This is a genomic window from Mesorhizobium sp. M0145, from assembly GCF_040322355.1.
Classification (GTDB): Bacteria; Pseudomonadota; Alphaproteobacteria; order Rhizobiales; family Rhizobiaceae; genus Mesorhizobium.
The window spans coordinates 25,851-40,764 of the sequence record NZ_JAMYTK010000032.1 but is presented as its reverse complement, the minus strand read 5'-3'; the positions used below and the strand labels follow the sequence as shown (position 1 = coordinate 40,764).

The window sequence follows — 14,914 nt, the reverse complement described above, 5'->3', positions numbered from 1 at the left end:
TGAGATGAATAGGACAACGGGACCAATGCGAAAAATAGCGCCGGCAAGCTGCACGGCATCCACGTCACCGAAGCAAACCTCAACTACCACGGTTCGATAACGCTCGACCCTGACCACTGCGAAGAAGCCGGGATCCTGCCAATGGATTCGTGGAGACATGGAGCAAGACTTCCGGCGCGCGAATCTCGACCTATGTCATCCTCGGCGAGCGCGGCTCTCGATGCTGCATCCTCAACGGCGCGGCCGCCCGGACCTGCCAGCCCACTCCATCCATCTGGACGAAGCGCGCATTCCTCTCTGAAGCCGCGGATCGTTACGTTCGTCATCAACAATGTCGTTGGCTTCTCGCCGATGGCAATGCGCTGACGCGGACGGCGTTGACGACTACATCGGCAGGGGCGCTTCAGCAGAACTTTCGCCGGTTGATGGAGCAGCAGGAACTGGTGGAGGAGACCGGCGAAAGTGCTTTTGACACCGGCGGTCGGCCGGCGAAGCTTTATCGCTTCCGCCACCATGTCCTCGACGAAACGGCGGTCGCCCGGACAAAATTGCCGCTGGCGCGGGCTTGACATCCTTTATACTCAACGTAGAAATATACCCTTATAATCAATTCGATTATAACGAGAAATTCATTCGCACCGTCCGAACCCACGGTCTCGCTCGGGAAGCCGTATGAGTGGATCGAAGTGATCTTGGAAATGAAACGCCCGAGGACGGGCTTTCAACCTTTGTCGTGAAGGAGGTGCCGCGCGAGTGGGCCAATGCCTTGCGGCAACGGTGAAGGATGTATACCGCCAGTAAACGCATGCGTCAAAGTCGCTATTGAATGTACAGTTCGTCTAAATGTGCCGTACGTTTGATTTGTGCAAGTAACACTTGGAGAAGTGTCGCATAAAAGAAACGTTTAATTACATGAAGCAGGCAAGCTAAACTTTAAACTTGCACAAATGAGCGTAGGGCGCCCTATTCCAGGGCGCCTTTTTTAAGGATTATCATTAGACTCTCTCCCGGGGGAACTGTGGGTGAAGAAACAACGCATCGTCCTGCTGGCAGCTGTTTTGGCGTCTGCCTTTGGCTTTTTTTTGCTGATCCTGATCCTGCAGATGGTCAGTTTTTTGGTTGACTAGGCACGCGCAAGCGGGATGGATCGCGCAGAGACACGCGGAAGTTTTTTTCGCCAGCGAAACCCCGACGACCTGATGGGGAGTCGCGCCAGCAGGGTGGGAGCCACGTCCAGTGCCACCGACCATGCGAGATGCCGATTGTTGGCGCGTCTGTCAGTTCGCGCGGCCATATTCATTCTGGTGCCGATCTGTTGCCTTTTCTGCTTTTCCCATGCGTTTTAGGCCGAGCCAATTTGTGAAGCGGGCGGTCAATGGATCTGCGCCTCGCGATTGCCTGCCGTTGCCTTTTGATCTGGGCGGCATAATCCGAGAGCGAACACTGCAACCGCGGTTCGAATTGCGCGAAGTTGAACCGGACTTCATCCGCCGTCAGGAAATGGTGGGTTGCGCCGGGAAAGCCGGCGACCATCACAAGGTCGCCTTCCTTGACGCCTGCACAGGCTATGGGTAGCCAACTCTTCGGCCGGTAAGGCACATTGTCGCGCGCATATGGCCGGGAGGAACCATCAGGAGCGACATAGGCGCGATAAAAGCCGAAGTCGCCTGTGTGGCGCGGCCACATCCAATTGTCCGTTTCGCCGCCGAAGTTACCGATGCCGAGCGCGGGCGCATAGACAAGGCGCACGTCCTCGATTTCGAGCTTCTGCTGGAGATAGTAGGAGGCGCCGCCATAATAGGCCCCTACGTCGCAGCGGCGATTGGGCTGTCCTTCACATGCGGCGATCAGGGCCTTGCGGTTCGTGGCGAGCCGCTCATAGCGGGCAAACCCATTCAGCTTGTCCGAGACGCCCTTGAGTATTTCGGCGGTCACATCCCGCATGTCCTCGATCACATGGATTCGGCTGCCTGGCGCCGCGGGCAATTCTTCACCCAGGGCTCTTCGCCAGAAAGCCGTCTGTGAGATAGTCCTGGCCCTCTTTGCTGTGGTATTGGATGGATTCGAACACGCAGTGATGATTGGTTGCGACCAGCCCTTGTGGACTGACGAACGAGGCGGAGCATCCGCCCAGTGATACGATCGCGTTGAGCGGGTCAGCGTCCAGACGGCCGCATGGCCGCGCCCACTTCCGCAGTCTGGCCCGGCATCCACATACCTTCGTCCGCCGACGTAGCCGTGACCGTCCCGAGCAAGGCGATGGCAGTTGCTTTGGCCAAACATTTCAAATTCGAGTTCATGCTGACTGTCGCTCTCATCTTGCCTCCTGTTCTCCGCAGATTGGATTGGTGACTATCGGGATGGCCGGAGTCCTGGCGCCCGCGCGGCGGCCAACACCGTAAACACCGAGTGGACGCGTTAACCGCAAGAGTCCTGATGGCGTTCACCTCTCATATTTGTCGCGCGCAACGTTTGCGGATCATCCGCTGCACCAATCGTGCCAAATGAATAAAGCCTTCAGTTACAAATGGTGAGCCGCCCCATCCATGTCCGATCTCCGACGTCTTTCACGTAAAGGGCTCGGTGCTTCCACGCTCGTTTGCTCTTCGCCCGTCCCTCTTCCGTCTTGACTAGCAGGAGCCTACGGCCTATCTCACTGCCGCGTTAGCACTCGCTTCTGGTGAGTGCTAACCACGCTCCGGCAACGGAGAACCGTTCAACATCCGCACCAGGGAAAACCAAAAATGGCAAAGTCGAATTTCCGGCCGCTGCATGACCGCGTGGTCGTTCGCCGCGTCGAGTCCGAAGCGAAGACCGCCGGCGGGATCATCATCCCCGATACGGCTAAGGAAAAGCCGCAGGAAGGCGAGATCATCGCCATCGGTTCCGGCGCCCGTGACGAGGTCGGCAAGCTCGTCCCGCTGGACGTCAAGGCCGGTGACCGCATCCTGTTCGGCAAGTGGTCGGGCACCGAAGTCAAGCTCAATGGCGAAGACCTTCTGATCATGAAGGAAGCGGACATCATGGGCGTCATCGGCTGACACGCCGCCGCCTTTCATCCGCACCATCCAATCTGAATTTCGGGCGAAATGCCCAGGAGTAAAAAATGGCTGCCAAAGACGTAAAGTTCTCCCGCGACGCTCGTGAGCGCATGCTGCGCGGCGTCAACATCCTCGCCGACGCGGTGAAGGTCACGCTCGGCCCCAAAGGCCGCAACGTCGTCATCGACAAGTCGTTCGGCGCACCGCGCATCACCAAGGACGGCGTCACTGTCGCCAAGGAAATCGAGCTTGAAGACAAGTTCGAAAACATGGGCGCGCAGATGGTGCGCGAAGTTGCTTCGAAGACCAACGACATCGCCGGCGACGGCACCACGACCGCGACCGTTCTGGCACAGTCGATCGTCCAGGAAGGCCACAAGGCGGTTGCCGCCGGCATGAACCCGATGGACCTCAAGCGCGGCATCGACCTCGCCGTCGCCGACGTCGTCGCGACGCTGATCAAGAACGCCAAGAAGATCAAGACCTCGGAAGAGGTTGCCCAGGTCGGCACCATCGCCGGCAATGGCGATGTTTCGGTCGGCTCGATGATCGCGGAAGCGATGCAGAAGGTCGGCAATGAGGGCGTCATCACCGTCGAGGAAGCAAAGACCGCCGAGACCGAGCTTGAAGTCGTCGAAGGCATGCAGTTCGACCGCGGCTATCTCTCGCCCTACTTCGTCACCAACGCCGAGAAGATGGTTGCGGATCTGGAAGACGCCTACATCCTTCTCCACGAGAAGAAGCTCTCCAACCTGCAAGCCATGCTGCCGATCCTCGAGGCTGTCGTGCAGACCTCGAAGCCGCTGGTCATCATCTCGGAAGACGTCGAAGGCGAGGCCCTGGCCACGCTGGTCGTCAATAAGCTGCGTGGCGGCCTGAAGATCGCTGCCGTCAAGGCGCCGGGCTTCGGTGATCGCCGCAAGGCCATGCTGGAAGACATCGCCATTCTCACCGGTGGCCAGGTCATCTCCGAAGACCTCGGCATCAAGCTCGAGAATGTCGGCCTGAACATGCTCGGCCGCGCCAAGAAGGTGTCGATCTCCAAGGAGAACACCACGATCGTCGACGGCGCCGGCAAGAAGGCCGAGATCCAGGGCCGCGTCGCCCAGATCAAGCAGCAGATCGAGGAGACCACCTCGGACTACGACAAGGAGAAGCTGCAGGAACGTCTCGCCAAGCTGGCGGGCGGCGTTGCCGTCATCCGCGTCGGCGGTGCGACCGAAGTGGAAGTCAAGGAAAAGAAGGACCGCGTCGATGACGCCCTCAACGCGACCCGCGCGGCCGTCGAAGAAGGCATCGTTCCCGGCGGCGGCGTCGCCCTGCTGCGCGCTTCGCTGGCCATCACCGTCACTGGCGCCAACTCCGACCAGACCGCCGGCATCGCCATCGTGCGTCGCGCGCTGCAGGCTCCGGCCCGTCAGATCGCGGCCAACGCCGGTGCGGAAGCATCGATCGTTGCCGGCAAGATCCTTGAGAACAAGGGGGCAACCTTCGGCTACAACGCCCAGACCGGCGAATATGGCGACATGATCGCCATGGGTATCGTCGATCCGGTCAAGGTTGTGCGCACGGCTCTGCAGGACGCGGCCTCGGTCGCCGGCCTGCTGGTCACCACCGAAGCCATGATCGCGGAGGCTCCGAAGAAGGAGTCGGTTGGCGGCGGCATGCCGGCTGGTATGCCCGGCGGTGGCATGGGCGGCATGGGCGGTATGGATTTCTAATCCAGCCCCCTATCAACCTACAGCGGAAAGGGCGGCAGCAATGCCGCCCTTTTTTGTGTGCCGAGCATGATCGACAGCTTTAGACGTGCAAGTCCTCTACCCAGCCTGATGGCGGCGAAGCGCAACGGCGTCGTCGTGAGACGGGGTCTGGCCGTGTCCTTTCGTTCAGCCGCTGGTCGAAACTCGTGCTGCCTTCCGCCGTGCCGTCGATCTTTACAGGGCTGAAGGCCTTGCCAAGGGCTGGCAGACCCTGGTTGCGGTAGAACTCATCGCATCGTTCGAAAGGCTCCGATACCTGATCGCCTATGGTCGTCAGCTCTTTCAATTGGAACTCGTTCTTTCGGCCATGATCGTGGTCGGCCTGACCGGATTGGGACCCACGGCCTGCTCACGCTTGCCTAAAACCATCTGCAACGCTGGCGTCCGGAGACCCAGATGAGCCTGATCACGATTATAGGTCTGGATAGGCTGTCGCACGGCGCTTCCATCGCACCGCCGCCCTTCCGCTTCATCGGCCGACATCTACGGCCGCTTGCGGAGCCGATGGCGCTGCTCGCGATTTTGGGAGTTGCTCGCCCATGCCGGCGCTGCTGACCCACGTTTTCTACCGCGGCTGGAAGAGGTGGCGGCCGCGGCATGGCAGAGTTCAGCCGAGGTGGCCTTGGCTCCAATCTTCTGGCGAGCCTGGAACGTGACCTGATCGGTTTCGTGTGTGGCAGTGTGGCGGAAACGCATTTGGCCTGGTGATCGGATTTTCCCGCCTCATCGAACGCCTGAGAGGCTCGTGGTCGCGGTTGTATTACCGCTATTACGTGACCTGATCACGTTGACGATGCCAGCACCTTCATTGGCCACTTTCTGGACCATGTACGTCACATCAGGCTCCCCCGCCCGATCGACACGAGCCGGCTCTGTAACCAAGCCGCCGTCATATAGCGGTTCCACGACGGCACTGGCGGCAGTCGTCTTCTCAGCGGCTACAGGTGGACGTTTCAGCATGACGCCAACGAATCCGATGGCGGCAAGGACAGGCAGACCAAGCACCGCGTAGAAGCTGTACTCCGCTGGAGTTCGCCTCGGAAGTGGAGCGACAAGGGCCTGATTTGTCTTGCCATGCCACATTGTCAGCACGCTTTTCGAAGCCTCTGAATTCCTTAGTGTCCATCCCAGCTCGACCTCCGACCATCCCCATTTCCGGCTGCCCGCGGCACGGCAGCCCTTGGCCTCTAGCTGCGCTCGAGCGGATCAGCCGTGCCGTCTGCCTTCTCTAGCCGATCAAAATGTCTGCACCCATTTGGCAATGGCCGTTTCGCGCAAAAGTATTCCCCCGTGAGCCGACTTTCCGAATTGGCTTAACTTCCAAATCTGTGGCTTTGCCTGCATTGCGGAGCGCGGAGTTCCGACCACTCGCCCAAGGGTATGCCATGGCGTTTCGTCTCTTTGTTCCGATCCTTGCCGGTGCAACGCTGCGCGAGCGGCTGCTCGCCTGCATCGGGGCCATGATCGGCATCGCATTGACTGGCGTGATCAGTGCGCTGGCGAACGGGTCTGGCCCACATGTCGCACTGCTAGTTGCTCCAATGGGAGCATCGGCCGTGCTGCTCTTTGCCGTGCCTTCAAGCCCGCTGGCGCAACCTTGGTCGATTATCGGTGGCAATACGATTTCGGCGCTGGTCGGGGTGATCGTGGCGCATTTCGTGCGTGAACCCGTTCTTGCTACCGGCATTGCGGTGGCGCTGGCCATCGCCGCCATGTCGTTCACGCGCTGCCTGCATCCGCCGGGTGGCGCCGCCGCCTTAACTGCGGTGTTCGGCGGACCGGCCGTCTTCAGTTCCGGCTTGCTGTTTCCCTTCGTTCCGGTAGCGCTGAACTCGATCGTGCTGGTCGCACTCGGCTACGGCATCCATAAACTGTCGCGGCGCAACTATCCACATGTGGCGGCCCCCGCCCTTAAAAGCGCGCATGGAACCATCGATCCGCCGGCGCGGGAGCGGGTCGGCTTCCAGCCCGAGGATATCGATGCCGCGCTCGGCGCGCTGGAGGAAACCTTCGATATCGACCGCAACGATCTTGAGCGGCTGCTGCGGCAGGTCGAGTTGCAGGCGATGGTGCGCTCCCACCGCACCCTGCTGTGCGAGGACATCATGTCGCGCGATGTGATTTCGGTCGATGAACGTGCGCCTGCCGACCAGGCGCGTCATTTGCTGCTCGATCACAACATCCGGACGCTGCCGGTGACCGACGCCGACGGCGGGCTGGTCGGTGTAGTTGGCCTGCGCGAGCTGACGAAGGCGACCGACGCGGTGAGGGCTGTGATGTCGAAGGCTGGCACCGCCTCTCCCGATACGCCGGCGATGAGCCTGCTGCCGGTGCTCACCGACGGCCGCAGCCATGCCGTGGTCATCGTCGATGCCGAGCGACGCATTATTGGGCTGATCACCCAGACCGACCTGCTGGCAGCGGCAGCGCGCGTGCACATGGCGGACACAACGCTGGCAGCGGCATAAAATAGTGATCCGGACTTGCTCAATCCGGGAACCCGATGGGGCGCCAATAGGATAGTGGTATTAAGTGCGGCCTTCCGCCTAAGACAATTCCTTTTTACGAGTAGATCAACCCTGAAACGCGACCGCGTGCTCAGGCATCTGGTTCACGTAGGCCAAGTACGACTGCAACAACGGAACACTCTTCAACCTTGCCGGTGGCCAGAGCCAGTCCGCTATGTCGACCAAAGGCGCGGACTACAAATGGAACCATCTGGTGGACGGCTCCTCTGCAACGATGGTAGCGCGGTTCGCATGTCCAAGGCTGGCTTGAAGCTCTACGTCGCGGGTTGAATGATCCTTGGCAAGGGTCGCGGCTCAGACGCCGAGGACGCGGTTCGCAATTCCATGCAGGTGGTCCTTTCCTTTGGTTCCTGCATTTCGCCTATGGTGAGGCGCGGCCGACTCCCCTCATGCATCACGCCGACGACCGCCGCTTCCTCGCCGCGCCAAGGGTTTGACTAGGCCGACGATAGACCATGCGATAAGCAATTCCGAAACGATGTGGCTTCCTTGCGCCAAGTCGGCTCTGTCGAACAGCGATGTCAACATGATCCTGAGTTCCGAGGGTTCGCCGCGCATCAATCCTATAACCTTGATGACGTTCCTGACTAGGAGGATGAGGCTGCTCCAACACGTCCACGGTGTTAGGAATTGCCATTGCACGAGTTGATCTCGGACTTCTTCGTCGCGCATCGCCAATTTCCAGCCCAATACCGCGCCTACGCTTGGTACCCCAACCACGCGGCCTATCGCCCTCATGCCCGCTTCGAGGACCCTCCAGGATCGGGCCTGTTCGGATAGGTGTGGGAGGCCGAGGCATCAGAGGGAACGGCCAGACGCTACCATGAGGATGCGCCAGCTGCCGAAGAGCCGTACCGTTACCTTCGTCACTGTGCGCAACGCGGGGCGACCGTCGCTTCAGCCATCCGGCTTTGGGTGTCATTTCTCCCCTGGCGGAGTTCACCGCCCCCGACAAAAGCCTGACCTTTGCCAGTCTTCTACGGGCAAGCGTTCGCGCCAAAAGTTCAAAGCCGCGTCCATAACATTCAACAATGAAAGCCAGCCTCATCAGATCGAGCAGAAAGTCGTCGATGGCATGTGTGAGCGCGTCAGACTTTTGTTCAAGCTGAAGCAGCAAGGCGCGCGCCTCTTCGATCGCGGCCCGGCAACCGTCTGCGATTATCAGGAATCAATCCTGTCTAAGATCTGCAAGCCCTCACCTCGCCCCAAGCCAGACTCAGCGCATTGAACGCCGTTGGAGAGAGTTTCCGACGAAAGAACATCGTCGCGTTTCGCGAAAAGGCATCGCTCGGCAAAGTGCCCGTTGATGAAGCATGCTGCGTCAAACGACAAGCAAGAATCCGGGGTCCACCCCGTGATGTCTTCGAAGGCGGGGTGAGCCGGCTCGGGCATGCGTCTCGGCCGCAACCCTTAATCACGAGGACCTGTGCCGCAAGGCAAACAGTTTCTCTCTATTCTTCTAGCCGCCACGGTTCAGCCTAGATTACATGGGAAACGGCAATAACGCAAAGCAAAGGTTGGCAAAATGAGTAGGGTGGCTGGATCAAATGATGATTTGGCTGCACCAACGACCTTTGCGCCACTTTTGCAGCCCACCTTTCGTTCGATCTGGCTCGCCACGCAAGTCTCGAGCCTCGGCTGGTTAATGCAGACTGTTGCCATCAGTTGGCTGATGGCTACCATCTCGACTTCCGATCTGATGGTTGCGCTGGTGCAGGCTTCATCGAACCTGCCCGCTTTCATTTTGTCCGTGTTCGCCGGGGTTCTCGCTGACAATTTCAGCCGTCGCAGGGTTATGTTCGCGGGCCGCTGCCTTATGGTGATAGCATCTGCGATGCTGACCGCTGTTGTAGCGCTGGGCTTTCTCGACCCATGGATGATTCTCGGCTTCAGCTTTTTAATCGCATGCGGCGGCGCTCTCAACGATCCCGCCTGGCAGGCGTCGGCTGGCGATATGGTGGACCGGCGCGATGTTCCCGCTGCCGTTACCCTGCTTTCCGTTGGCTTCAACACCGTACGGACCGTGGGCCCGGCGCTCGGCGGCATCGTGGTTGCCTCCTTCGGGCTTTTGGCCGCTCTTACCGTGACCACCCTCACCTATTTGGTACCCTTGGCCACCATATGGCGCTGCAAGTGGAAGGTCCGCTCGTCGCCTCTTCCGCGCGAGTCGATGAGGAGGGCCATCTATGACGGGCTGCGCTTCACGGCGATGTCATCGGAAATCAAAGCGGCGATCGCACGCGGAACCCTCTTTGGCCTGGCGAGCATCGCCATACTCGCGCTGCTGCCGCTGATTGTCCGCGACCAGTTGGGAGGAGGCCCGCTCGCCTATGGCACGCTCATGGCAGGTTTCGGAACAGGCGCGGTCTTCGCCGGCCTCTCCAACAGCCTGTTCAGACGGAGCTTGTCGCAAGAAAAGCTGATGAGGCTCTCCTGCGTCGCCTGCGCGGCGTGCTCCCTCTCCCTGGCGCTTACCTCTTCGATCGGCGTGGCGGCAATTGCACTTGCTTTGGGCGGCGCAGGCTGGGTCACTGCCTGGTCCGGGGTTGGCGTGAGCGTGCAGCTGGCAAGCCCGCGCTGGGTCGTGGGGCGCACGATCTCCATCTACTATGCATTGATAGACGGCGGCATAGCGGCCGGCAGCTGGGTGTGGGGCACCGTTTCCCAGAACCATTCGCTGACCTGGGCGCTAGAGGGTTCCGCTGCGGCCCTGCTGCTCGTTGCTGCAGCCGGCGTTCTGTTTCCTCTTCGCGAGCGCCGCGAGTCCGAGCCCGATCCTTTGGAGGAATTCGACGCCCCAGCTGTCGCTCTCAGTTTGAAGCCGAGAAGCGGCCCGATCGTGGTCAAGATCGAATATCTGATAGCCGAGAGAAATGTCGAGGCCTTCCTCGACCTCATGCGGCAGCGGCGTCATGTACACAGCCGCGTCGGTGCTCGGAACTGGACGCTCCAGCGCAACCTTCAGAAGCCTATGCAGTGGACAGAAACGTTCCGAACGCCGACCTGGACCGACTACCTTCGCCTCAATCATCGTCTCACGGAAGTAGACAAGGAACTGGACGAGCGTGTCTTCCAGTTACACGCGGGAGAGAAAGCGCCTCAAATGACGCTTTCGATTGAGCGGCCGACAAGCTCGGCCCGGAAACCCGACCAGTCAATCCTTCACCTTCCCCGTCATTGAAGCCTGACCTTCCCATATCTGGGCATCAGCGATCGTTAAAGATCCGGGTGATGGATGAGAATCTCGGCGGCATCCGTGTCGTGCGTGCCTTCGCCGCGCAGCCGCACGAGCTGGAAAAGTTCGACCGCGCCAAGCAGGACGCGCCTTGATCTCGCCAATGAGCGCGTTGACATCCGTGTCGGCAACACCAGCGCCATGAATTTCTCGTTCTTGACCGCCATGGGCCTGGTGCTCTGGTTCGGTGGCCAGAAAGTGATCGCAGGTCAAATCAGCGTCGGCACGCTGGCCCTGTTGCTCACCTTCATGACCATTCTACAGATGCGGGTGCGCTAGCTCGGATTGATGGTCAACTCGTTCGCGCGCGCCTCGACCTGCGGCACGCGGCTGTTCGAGTTGCTCGACGCCGAACTTGACATCGAGGACGCGGCGGGCGCCAGGGATCTCGTCGTCACCGACGCTTGCTGCGCTTCGACAATGTCGGTTTCTGCTACGCGGGCTCGGGCGGCCGCCCGACGCTCTCCGGCATCTCCTTCGAGGCGAGCAATGCATCGCCGTCTAGGCAAGGCGAATGCTCCGGACTTCCCAGCCTTTCTTGCCTTGCCCGCATTCGACAAACACCTTCTGTCCCGCCACCAGCACGCTGAGCCCTGAGCGCGTCAGGGCGCTGGCATGAACGAAGACGTCCTTCTCACCGTTATCAGGAGCAATGAAGCCGAAGCCCTTTTCGGGTTTGTACCACTTGACCGTGCCCCCGCTCTCCAGCTGCGCACCGGTTTCAACGAAGGTCCCTCCAGCGACGCGCGTATGTGACGGAGTTTTCGCGCGGTGATCGCCGATCTCCAGCACCTGCGCGACTTGATGACCTTTTGGACTTTTTTCGACCGTGATCTTGAGAGGCGTTCCCGCGGCAACATCCCGGCTTCCGGCCGCCTCTAACACTCGCACGTGCAGATAGGCCTCCGTGCCGTCCGACAGTTTGACGAAGCCAAAACCCTTGCTGACTGTGAACCACAATACCTCCGCATCGACAGGATCTGCCGTCACGGTCGGCGGGCGCTGAAAATAGCTTGGCTCGGAAGTCCGTTCCGAAAAGGAAACGGGGTCATCGTCATAGCGATGCCGGCGTGGCTCGCGATGGTCTCGATATTTGCCCATGATCATCTCGACTGGCATGGATGGCGCACTGCGCTACCGTCAAGATAATCTCAATCGGGCGACGCGTTTATGTCAAAAAGGCCGTGAAGACCGCAGCTGTGCCCGGCCTATCGGCCGAACCCTTTGAAACTAGATTCATTTCCCCTGAAACAATAGTGCCGGCGAGTCGATTTACTGACTCGCAGAGGTTGTGTTGGAGCGAGAGTGCGATGATGCTGGCGCGGGCGCACTGGAAGGGCTTTATCAGGCATTCCGGAAAGCCTGCTCCGGGTTTCTTCAAAAGGAACCGAACGGCGGGTCCACGACCATTTGCGCCGGCTCCAGGCTACGGCGCAGGTCTGACCGTGCATGATCATCATCTCCAGCGTCACGCCCAGCGTCGACGCCAAGCCGTGGAGAACTATGCCGCGCTGTCGCCGACGAGAACAACGCCGCAATGTCGATCGACGAGCTTTGAATCGGCGCACTCAATGGGCCTCCTTCCCCAAGCACGGATGTCGCGTTGGCACTTTTTATGCAGCTGCGAAGAGCTAAAATCGCCACGACGGGTGGTGTTGACGCGCCGACAATTATCAGACAAAAACGGAATTCAATCGGTTCAGCGGCCTACGCGGCAGGGCTCTGCTCAACAACCTCGGGGACCATGGACGAACGCGCAAAAGGGATTAGGAAAGGCGGAGCTAGAGGCAAGGCCAACGACGTCAATGCGGAACTAATCGCCGTTGTGGTCGCCATGGACAGCAGCGCCCCCTGCGTTCTGACCATCCCGCAGGCAAACGCCCTGCCCTCGGGCCCGTTCGAGCTTGCTCACCGTTCGCTGCAGTCGGGCCTCAGGGGATGGGTGGAACAACAGACCGGCCAGCCGCTCGGCTATATCGAACAGCTCTACACCTTCGCCGATCGCGACAGGGTTGGCGCTGACGACCGCGTGGTCTCTATCAGCTATCTGGCGCTCACCCACCAAGACGAAGCTGGCGACCCGGCCGGGCGACACTGGGGAAGCTGGTACGACTATTTCCCGTGGGAGGATCACCGCTCCGGCACACCGGCGGTCGTGTTGGACGAATTGCGGCCGCGCCTGATGGAATGGGCGGATGGCACTGACGACAGTACGACACGCCTCGACCGACGACGGCGGGCGGCGATCGCCTTCGGCTTTGACGACCGCCATTGGAACGAGGAACTCGCGCTTCAACGTTATGAGCTGCTCTACGAAGCCGCCCTGGTGGAGGAAGCAATACGCGCCGGACATTCCGCTGCGCCCACCTGGGTCTCGGGCAGATCGATGATCGCCGATCATCGTCGCATCCTGGCGACCGGCATTGCGCGGCTGCGCTCCAAGATCAAATATCGGCCGGTCGTATTCGAACTGATGCCGCCGGTCTTCACGCTTTTGCAGCTGCAGCGCACCGTGGAGGCGCTTGCCGGCAGGCTCGTGCGTAAGCCGAACTTTCGCCGGCTGATCGAGCAGCAGGAGCTGGTCGAGGAGACCGGTGAGACAACCGCGGAAACCGGCGGCCGGCCGGCGCAACTTTATCGCTTCCGTCACGCCGTTCTCGACGAGAGGGTGATAGCCGGAACAAAATTGCCGCTCTCGCGGGCTTGACCCGCCTTGCGCCAGCAGCCCTGACGATGTCGCGGACGGCTTGGCCCTTGTGAGAACCGGGATTGTCGAGAATGACGATGTCGCCCGGATTCAGTGTTTTGTTGAGTTCGGTTTCGACATAGACGCGAAAGGCCTGCGTATTGATGGGTCCATCAATGACCCAAGGCGCCTCCACCCGATCATGCCGCAGCGCGGTGATGAAGGTCATCGTCTTCCAATGGCCATATGGTGCGTGGGCCATCAGCCGCTTACCGCGCACACCCCAGCCGCGCAACGGCGCCATGTTGGTCTTGACCCATGTTTCATCCAGGGAGACCAGGCGCGTAGGGTCAATGCGGGTCTGATAGCGCATCCATTGCGCACGCCCGCGCATCAGCTTTGGCTTGAGCTGCTCGGCCGGCAGAACGGTTTTTTTGAAGCTCTTGCCCTCGCGGTGCAGGAAGCGACCGACGCTCGCAGGAGACCACGTTCAGCCAGTGCCGCCGTCAATTGATGAAGCGTCATGTTGGCATCTCGCTCAACCTCGCCCAGGACGAAAGCACGGTGCTCCCCGTCGATCAGATAGGGCCGATGACCACCCATCTTGCCGGGTGCCGCACTGCCACGGCGACGCTTGCGGCCTCGGGCGTTTCCTGGGCGAAGGCGGTGGCGATGAAAGCCGAGACGACGCCACAGACTGGGCTGGCGGATAGTAGTTCGCGAGTCAGCCACGGTAGCGGTCGCTACGAAGCGCGCAGCACTTTGTCATCGGTACATTCCGTCCCATGCCTGAAATGAGCAGTGCAGCCATGTCGCCTCCTCCGCAGTCACCGTGGCGAAAGCAATCCTTCCGCTGCCACACGGACCTAATGTCGCTTGGCACTAGCTTGCTTCAGCAAACCACTTAGCGCAATTCTCAGGAGCTACCGTGCCCGCACCGCAGGCGAGGTCCGGGGAGGCTTGCTCACTCAGTTTGCCATTCTGGAAAGTCGCGTTCTTGCCAACGCGCATATTCGAGATATTCTCTCGCAATCGCCTCTACAAGATCTTGTTGGAGCTCTTTGCGAAGGCACGGCATTTCGCTGATTGCCAAGCTGTGCTCTCTCGCAAAACGAATGGCGCAACGATATCCGTCAACGTCTTCCAAAGTGAGACGGACTGCATCTTCCTTCCACTGATCCGCAAGTTCCTGCAGCAATGAAGGTTGTCCTTCTCTTGTGACAAACATGTCTGTGACCCGACGCTTGGCTCTCTCCAGAAAGGCGTCCGAGTTGCCGAGCCGCAACCGCCTTACATGCCACCGAAAAGCGCCATCCCAATGCTGACTTCGCGCCATTAAATTGAGAAGGGAGATCGAACCGCCTTCGAGGATGAGCCCCGGCTGGGAACTACGCTCATCCACTTGCATTATCAGCTTACGATGGGCGGTCTCGGCGTCGATGATGCCCGCGGTTAGCGGGCGCGAATCCAAGTAGATCCGCCGGGTAGATTGCAGTTCGGAATCCGAGGGACGCCCGCTGCCGGTGGCGATTTGAGGACAGCATTGTACACGATCCAGCGCAATGACCGGCCATCCGGTCTCTCGTGCAATTTGGATTGCCGCGTCTGTTTTGCCGCTGCAGGTCGGCCCGTAAATCAAATAGATTAGCATGTGTATGCCGCAT

Annotated in this window: 12 protein-coding genes and 5 pseudogenes; 10 read left to right on the top strand and 7 right to left on the bottom strand. The window is 60.1% G+C overall.

Going from position 1 to position 14,914, the window contains the following annotated elements:
• Positions 1-48: 48 nt before the first annotated feature.
• Positions 49-333: pseudogene (locus tag NKJ28_RS29290) on the top strand (aspartate 1-decarboxylase); the annotation flags it as partial.
• Between the two features lie 29 nt (positions 334-362).
• Positions 363-569, top strand: a pseudogene (locus NKJ28_RS33085) (NrtR DNA-binding winged helix domain-containing protein); the annotation flags it as partial.
• 727 nt (positions 570-1,296) lie between these two features.
• On the opposite strand, the gene NKJ28_RS29285 reads toward NKJ28_RS33085, so the two are convergent.
• On the bottom strand, positions 1,297-1,986 hold the full coding sequence (locus NKJ28_RS29285) for a S46 family peptidase (protein ID WP_352638063.1): 690 nt from the start codon (positions 1,984-1,986) through the stop codon (positions 1,297-1,299).
• Between the two features lie 4 nt (positions 1,987-1,990).
• Positions 1,991-2,134: a S46 family peptidase gene (locus tag NKJ28_RS29280; RefSeq protein WP_352638078.1), complete on the bottom strand. Its 144-nt coding sequence runs from the start codon at positions 2,132-2,134 to the stop codon at positions 1,991-1,993.
• Positions 2,135-2,744: 610 nt separating this feature from the next.
• On the opposite strand from NKJ28_RS29280, the gene groES reads away from it, so the two are divergent.
• The 4 genes from groES to NKJ28_RS29260 all read left to right on the top strand — a co-directional run bounded on the left by groES (position 2,745) and on the right by NKJ28_RS29260 (position 7,269).
• Positions 2,745-3,041: a co-chaperone GroES gene (gene groES / locus NKJ28_RS29275; protein ID WP_352453535.1), complete on the top strand. Its 297-nt coding sequence runs from the start codon at positions 2,745-2,747 to the stop codon at positions 3,039-3,041.
• A gap of 65 nt (positions 3,042-3,106) precedes the next feature.
• Positions 3,107-4,762, top strand: a complete 1,656-nt coding sequence (groL, locus tag NKJ28_RS29270; RefSeq protein ID WP_352638062.1) for a chaperonin GroEL — start codon at positions 3,107-3,109, stop codon at positions 4,760-4,762.
• Between the two features lie 435 nt (positions 4,763-5,197).
• Positions 5,198-5,356: a hypothetical protein gene (locus NKJ28_RS29265; RefSeq protein ID WP_352638061.1), complete on the top strand. Its 159-nt coding sequence runs from the start codon at positions 5,198-5,200 to the stop codon at positions 5,354-5,356.
• An 830-nt stretch (positions 5,357-6,186) separates the two neighbouring features.
• Complete coding sequence (locus NKJ28_RS29260; protein ID WP_352638060.1) at positions 6,187-7,269, top strand: HPP family protein; 1,083 nt, start codon at positions 6,187-6,189, stop codon at positions 7,267-7,269.
• 447 nt (positions 7,270-7,716) lie between these two features.
• Here the strand turns inward: NKJ28_RS29260 and NKJ28_RS29255 are convergent, their stop codons facing one another.
• Positions 7,717-8,001 carry a hypothetical protein gene (locus NKJ28_RS29255; RefSeq protein WP_352530290.1) on the bottom strand — a complete coding sequence of 95 codons (285 nt, stop codon included), beginning with the start codon at positions 7,999-8,001 and terminating at the stop codon, positions 7,717-7,719.
• Between the two features lie 853 nt (positions 8,002-8,854).
• Between NKJ28_RS29255 and NKJ28_RS29250 the strand changes: the two genes are divergently transcribed.
• A complete protein-coding gene (locus NKJ28_RS29250; protein WP_352638059.1) occupies positions 8,855-10,510 on the top strand; it encodes an MFS transporter in 1,656 nt (551 codons plus the stop codon).
• Positions 10,511-10,542: 32 nt separating this feature from the next.
• Positions 10,543-11,091, top strand: a pseudogene (locus NKJ28_RS29245) (ABC transporter transmembrane domain-containing protein); the annotation flags it as partial.
• Here NKJ28_RS29245 and NKJ28_RS29240 read toward each other — a convergent pair.
• On the bottom strand, positions 11,066-11,665 hold the full coding sequence (locus tag NKJ28_RS29240) for a cold-shock protein (RefSeq protein ID WP_352492847.1): 600 nt from the start codon (positions 11,663-11,665) through the stop codon (positions 11,066-11,068). The pseudogene NKJ28_RS29245 and the gene NKJ28_RS29240 sit on opposite strands and share 26 nt — an antisense overlap.
• Positions 11,666-11,944: 279 nt before the next feature.
• Positions 11,945-12,161 (bottom strand): annotated as a pseudogene (locus NKJ28_RS29235) (3-methyl-2-oxobutanoate hydroxymethyltransferase); the annotation flags it as partial.
• Between the two features lie 147 nt (positions 12,162-12,308).
• Between NKJ28_RS29235 and NKJ28_RS29230 the strand changes: the two are divergent.
• On the top strand, positions 12,309-13,271 hold the full coding sequence (locus tag NKJ28_RS29230) for an NUDIX hydrolase (protein WP_352638058.1): 963 nt from the start codon (positions 12,309-12,311) through the stop codon (positions 13,269-13,271).
• A gap of 73 nt (positions 13,272-13,344) precedes the next feature.
• On the opposite strand, the pseudogene NKJ28_RS29225 reads toward NKJ28_RS29230, so the two are convergent.
• Positions 13,345-13,554: pseudogene (locus NKJ28_RS29225) on the bottom strand (IS630 family transposase); the annotation flags it as partial.
• Between the two features lie 209 nt (positions 13,555-13,763).
• Between NKJ28_RS29225 and NKJ28_RS29220 the strand changes: the two are divergent.
• The gene (locus NKJ28_RS29220; protein ID WP_352452632.1) at positions 13,764-14,048 is read left to right on the top strand and encodes a hypothetical protein; all 285 of its coding nucleotides are present in this window, start codon (positions 13,764-13,766) and stop codon (positions 14,046-14,048) included.
• 166 nt (positions 14,049-14,214) lie between these two features.
• Here the strand turns inward: NKJ28_RS29220 and NKJ28_RS29215 are convergent, their stop codons facing one another.
• The gene (locus NKJ28_RS29215; RefSeq protein ID WP_352638056.1) at positions 14,215-14,901 is read right to left on the bottom strand and encodes an isopentenyl transferase family protein; all 687 of its coding nucleotides are present in this window, start codon (positions 14,899-14,901) and stop codon (positions 14,215-14,217) included.
• Between the last annotated feature and the right edge of the window lie 13 nt (positions 14,902-14,914).

Excerpts from the sequence above, each read along its gene's own strand:
- NKJ28_RS29250 (WP_352638059.1), top strand. The coding sequence starts at position 8,855 with ATGAGTAGGGTGGCTGGATCAAATGATGATTTGGCTGCACCAACGACC.
- NKJ28_RS29220 (WP_352452632.1), top strand. The coding sequence starts at position 13,764 with ATGAAGCGTCATGTTGGCATCTCGCTCAACCTCGCCCAGGACGAAAGC.
- NKJ28_RS29265 (WP_352638061.1), top strand. The coding sequence starts at position 5,198 with ATGAGCCTGATCACGATTATAGGTCTGGATAGGCTGTCGCACGGCGCT.
- groES (WP_352453535.1), top strand. The coding sequence starts at position 2,745 with ATGGCAAAGTCGAATTTCCGGCCGCTGCATGACCGCGTGGTCGTTCGC.
- NKJ28_RS29215 (WP_352638056.1), bottom strand. The coding sequence starts at position 14,901 with ATGCTAATCTATTTGATTTACGGGCCGACCTGCAGCGGCAAAACAGAC.
- NKJ28_RS29255 (WP_352530290.1), bottom strand. The coding sequence starts at position 8,001 with ATGCGCGACGAAGAAGTCCGAGATCAACTCGTGCAATGGCAATTCCTA.
- NKJ28_RS29260 (WP_352638060.1), top strand. The coding sequence starts at position 6,187 with ATGGCGTTTCGTCTCTTTGTTCCGATCCTTGCCGGTGCAACGCTGCGC.
- groL (WP_352638062.1), top strand. The coding sequence starts at position 3,107 with ATGGCTGCCAAAGACGTAAAGTTCTCCCGCGACGCTCGTGAGCGCATG.
- NKJ28_RS29230 (WP_352638058.1), top strand. The coding sequence starts at position 12,309 with ATGGACGAACGCGCAAAAGGGATTAGGAAAGGCGGAGCTAGAGGCAAG.
- NKJ28_RS29240 (WP_352492847.1), bottom strand. The coding sequence starts at position 11,665 with ATGGGCAAATATCGAGACCATCGCGAGCCACGCCGGCATCGCTATGAC.